The organism is Streptomyces sp. S6 (assembly GCF_054880855.1).
The window spans coordinates 1-4342 of record NZ_JBTYMC010000436.1 but is presented as its reverse complement, the minus strand read 5'-3'; the positions used below and the strand labels follow the sequence as shown (position 1 = coordinate 4342).

At 71.8% G+C, this 4342-nt stretch carries 3 protein-coding genes and 1 pseudogene; 2 read left to right on the top strand and 2 right to left on the bottom strand.

Features of this window, described 5'->3' with window-relative positions; all coding sequences use genetic code 11:
* Positions 1-1256 (top strand): annotated as a pseudogene (locus ACVNF4_RS33110) (hypothetical protein); the annotation flags it as partial.
* A gap of 24 nt (positions 1257-1280) precedes the next feature.
* On the top strand, positions 1281-2303 hold the full coding sequence (locus tag ACVNF4_RS33105; protein ID WP_461806575.1) for a hypothetical protein: 1023 nt from the start codon (positions 1281-1283) through the stop codon (positions 2301-2303).
* Between the two features lie 60 nt (positions 2304-2363).
* Here the strand turns inward: ACVNF4_RS33105 and metK are convergent, their stop codons facing one another.
* Positions 2364-3572 carry a methionine adenosyltransferase gene (gene metK / locus ACVNF4_RS33100; RefSeq protein WP_461806574.1) on the bottom strand — a complete coding sequence of 403 codons (1209 nt, stop codon included), beginning with the start codon at positions 3570-3572 and terminating at the stop codon, positions 2364-2366.
* Positions 3573-3813: 241 nt separating this feature from the next.
* A partial coding sequence (locus tag ACVNF4_RS33095; protein ID WP_461806573.1) for a phosphopantothenoylcysteine decarboxylase domain-containing protein occupies positions 3814-4342 on the bottom strand: 529 nt, incomplete at its 5' end.

Sequence of the window (4342 nt, the reverse complement as noted above, 5' to 3'; positions counted from 1 at the left end):
GGGAGCAGTGGCGCAGGTCGACGGCGGACCGGGGTTTCCCCGACTGGCTGCGGTCCGCGCTGGCGGACAGTGCCCAGGACCGGCACGCCCGTAGCGCCGTCGCCCTCGCGGCGGCGCGCAGCGGGCGGGAGCGGGCGCTGCTGCTGTCGTTGGCCGTGTTCCACGAGGCCACCCCCGAGGTGCTGCTCCAAGCGGCCAACAGCCTGCTGAAGCTCCTCAGCCATCCTCCGGACGACACGCCCCGGCTGGACCGGACGGATCTCTACGAGGAGTTGGCCGGGATCGGCGCGGAGACCGGTGCGGACGGCCTGGTCCGCTTCAAGGAGGCGGGGTACGACCGTGCTGTGCGCGAGCACTTCTGGACCTACCTGCCCGACATCCGCGGCCGGCTGCGCGAGTGGTTCCGGGACGCCGCCGCCGCTGCCCCGCCCGAGGTGCGGGAGGCGGCCGTCGGCCGGTTCGCCGCCGAGGTGCTGCGGGTGGACCGGCAGGACGATCTGATCCGGCTGGCCGAGGAGTGGTCCGGCGGCAGCCGCGGCAGTCTGCTCCCGGACATCGCGCAGGCGCTCGCCGAGGGGCTGGAGGACGAGAGGCACGGCAAGCAGTTCCGGCAGCGGATCTACGAGTGGTCCGTCGCGAACGACACCCCGGCGCGGCTGCGCGAGGCACTGATCGCCGCCTGCTCGCAGACCATGGCCGCCTCCCACCCCGACCAGGCCCTGGTCCGGCTGCACCATCTGGACCGCCGCTCCTACGGCGATGTCGGCGCCCTGGCCCACCGGGCCGTCCTGGACCTGGCCCGGTCGGACGACCGTCTCTACCGCCTCCTCCTGGAGCGGCTGCGCGGCGGTCTCGCCCCGAAACCCGGGGAGCCGCCCCGGGAGCACCGCCCCGGCAGTCTCAGCCACGCCAGGGCGGAGGCCGACCGCCGGCTCTTCCTCGACGTCGCCGATCCCGTGCGGCTCACGGAACGCCGGCGCGTCCAGGACACCTTGATCGCCTGCTGGGCCGCCGTCCTGCGCGGCACCTCGTGGGAATCCGCGGTCACCGGCTGGCTCGACGCCTGTGCGAACCCGTACCGCCGGGAGCCCGTCCTGCACGTCCTCACCGCCGCGGCGGCGCGTGACGTCAGGGCCGGTGGCCGGCTGTACTCCGTCGCCCTGAACTGGCAGCGGTCCGGCGGCAGCGCGGCCGTCGTCGCGCGGCTGCTGGAACTGCTGGACGACGCCCAGGGCTACACCCTCCGCTCCGCCTGACCACCACTTCCATCGGGGGCCCTCATGAGTTCCGGACACCGCACGATGACGCTCTTCGTGACCGTCATCCTGGGACTGATCCTCGTCATCGTCGGTCTCAGCACCGACCTGCCGCAGTGGGCCTGGCCCACGTTCGCCGCGATCCTGCTGATCATCGCGGTCGTCACCAACAGACTGCTCGCTCCCGCGTACGACCGTGCCGAGCCGCCCGGCCAGGAGGTCCGGGTCCGGCACGTCGCGCTGCCCAGCTCCGCCGCCGACTACGACTTCTCCTTCTGCGCCACCGTCCACTGGCTGCTCCTGGACGTCCCGGACGACGCCCCGCCCGTCAGCCCCGCCGGGCTCGCCATGGACGCGATCGTCCAGCGGGCCCGCTCGGTGGCCTCACGGCAGCCGCCGGAGCGCAGCGCACTGGTCCAGCACGAACTGGAGGGGGCGCTGGCGACCATGCGGACCGACCCCACCGGGCGGGTCATGGCGATGGCCACGGACGTCTCGCTCTCCCTGCCCGAGCCGGACCGGGAACGCCTGGTGAAGCTGGCCGGCGTCCGCAAGGACGAGGACGTCTGGGAGCACGAGCGCAACTACGAGCGCAACAAGCGCGCCTACCTCGGCGACGACGTCCTCAAGGACACCGGCAGCGCGGTGGTGTGGTGGCTCGCCCGCAACGAGGAGGAGGTCGCAGGCGCCGTCGACCGCATCGGTCTGTTCGCCCAGCTCTCGGCCGCCGCCCGCAACGAGCCCGTCGCCCCGCCCTTCGACCACCTGGTCGCCCCGCCGTACGACGACCGGGAGGAGCATCGGTACGACCCTCCGCGGCCGTTCGGCCCCGAGGCGGACGGCGTGACCCCGGAGGTCTCCGTGGACGACGCGCTGGCCTGGTTCGGCGTCCGCTCCGACGACCAGGACTTCGCGCTCTTCCTCGAACGCCTGCGGAAGATCGCCGACCTGCACGGCCGGACCGACGCCTCGGACGCCCTCCGCCGCCGCCTCGGCGACGAGGACCCGCCGGGCGAGGACGAGGCGAACGGCGCACCTGTGCCGTAGACATGCCGGAGGCCCGGCATCCCCCTGCGGGAACGCCGGACCTCTCGGGCAGCCTGGTGCTTACAGCCCCGCGGCCTTGCGCAGCGCGTCCACCCGGTCCGTCCGCTCCCACGTGAAGTCGGGAAGCTCACGGCCGAAGTGGCCGTACGCGGCGGTCTGGGCGTAGATCGGCCGCAGGAGGTCGAGGTCGCGGATGATCGCGGCGGGACGGAGGTCGAAGACCTCGTCGATCGCCTTCTCGATCTTGTCGGTGTCGACCTTGTGGGTGCCGAAGGTCTCGACGAAGAGACCGACGGGCTCGGCCTTGCCGATCGCGTAGGCGACCTGGACCTCGCAGCGGGAGGCGAGCCCCGCGGCGACGACGTTCTTGGCGACCCAGCGCATCGCGTACGCGGCGGAGCGGTCGACCTTGGACGGGTCCTTGCCGGAGAAGGCGCCGCCGCCGTGGCGGGCGAAGCCGCCGTACGTGTCGATGATGATCTTGCGGCCGGTGAGGCCGGCGTCGCCCATCGGGCCGCCGATCTCGAAACGCCCGGTCGGGTTGACCAGCAGGCGGTAGTTCTCGGTGTCCAGCTTGATGCCGTCCTCCAGCAGCGCCTTCAGTTCCGGCTCGACGACGAACTCGCGGATGTCGGGCGTGAGCAGCGACTCCAGGTCGATGTCGGAGGCGTGCTGCGAGGAGACGACGACCGTGTCGAGGCGGACGGCCTTGTCGCCGTCGTACTCGATGGTGACCTGGGTCTTGCCGTCGGGGCGCAGGTAGGGGATGGTCCCGTTCTTGCGGACGTCCGAGAGGCGCTTGGAGAGGCGGTGGGCCAGGAAGATCGGGAGCGGCATCAGCGTCGGCGTCTCGTCCGAGGCGTAGCCGAACATCAGGCCCTGGTCGCCGGCGCCCTGCTTGTCGAGCTCGTCGTCGTCGCCTTCGACACGGGACTCGTACGCGGTGTCGACACCCTGCGCGATGTCCGGGGACTGCGCGCCGATGGAGACCGAGACGCCGCAGGACGCGCCGTCGAAGCCCTTCTTCGACGAGTCGTAGCCGATCTCCAGGATCTTCTCCCGCACCAGCTGCGGGATCGGCGCGTACGCCTTGGTGGTGACCTCACCGGCGACATGGACGAGACCGGTGGTGATCAGCGTCTCGACGGCGACGCGGGACGTGGGGTCCTCACGCAGAAGCGCGTCGAGAATCGTGTCGCTGATCTGGTCAGCGATCTTGTCGGGGTGACCTTCGGTCACGGACTCCGAGGTGAACAGGCGACGGGACACAACGCTCCCTGTGGTTGCAGCGGCTGCTGGCTGATCATTGGCGGGCCTCCCGGGAGCTGCGCCCGGTACGGTCCGGGAACAGCTTATCGGTCGTACCCCGCCACCGGCCCACGTGTCTCACCCCACGGAAGCGGTGTGAGCTGCGGCACTGGCATTCTGACCGATGCCCTGCGGGCTTGGCCAGAGCCGCCGCTCCCGATCCGGACGAGTCTCCCGTGGTTCCGGGGTGCGCATCCAAGCGTCATCCGAGGCGCCGCGTCACCAGGTCCCACACGATTTCGGCCAGCTCCTCCTTGGGGCCGTGCGGGACGGGCGTCTCGCTGCCGTCGGCGCCGAGGACGACCGCCTCGTTCTCCTCGGAGCCGAACGTACGGCGCTCTCCCACCTCGTTGACGACCAGCAGGTCGCATCCCTTCCGGGCGAGTTTCGCGCGCCCGTTGGCGAGGACGTCGTCGGTCTCCGCGGCGAAGCCGACGATCACCTGGCCCGGCCGGGCGCGGTCTCCCGCGATCTCCGCGAGAATGTCCGGATTCCGCACGAGAACGATGGGCTCCGGCTCCTGGCCGTCCTTCTTCTTGATCTTCCCGGCGGCGTATACCTGCGGCCGGAAGTCCGCGACGGCCGCCGCCATCACCACCGCGTCGGCGTCCGCCGTGTGCTTCAGCACCGCCTCCCGCATCTGGACGGCCGTCCCGACGGGGACGACGTCCACGCCGGCCGGGTCGGGCAGGCTCGTGTTCGCCGCGATCAGCGTGACCCGCGCGCCGCGC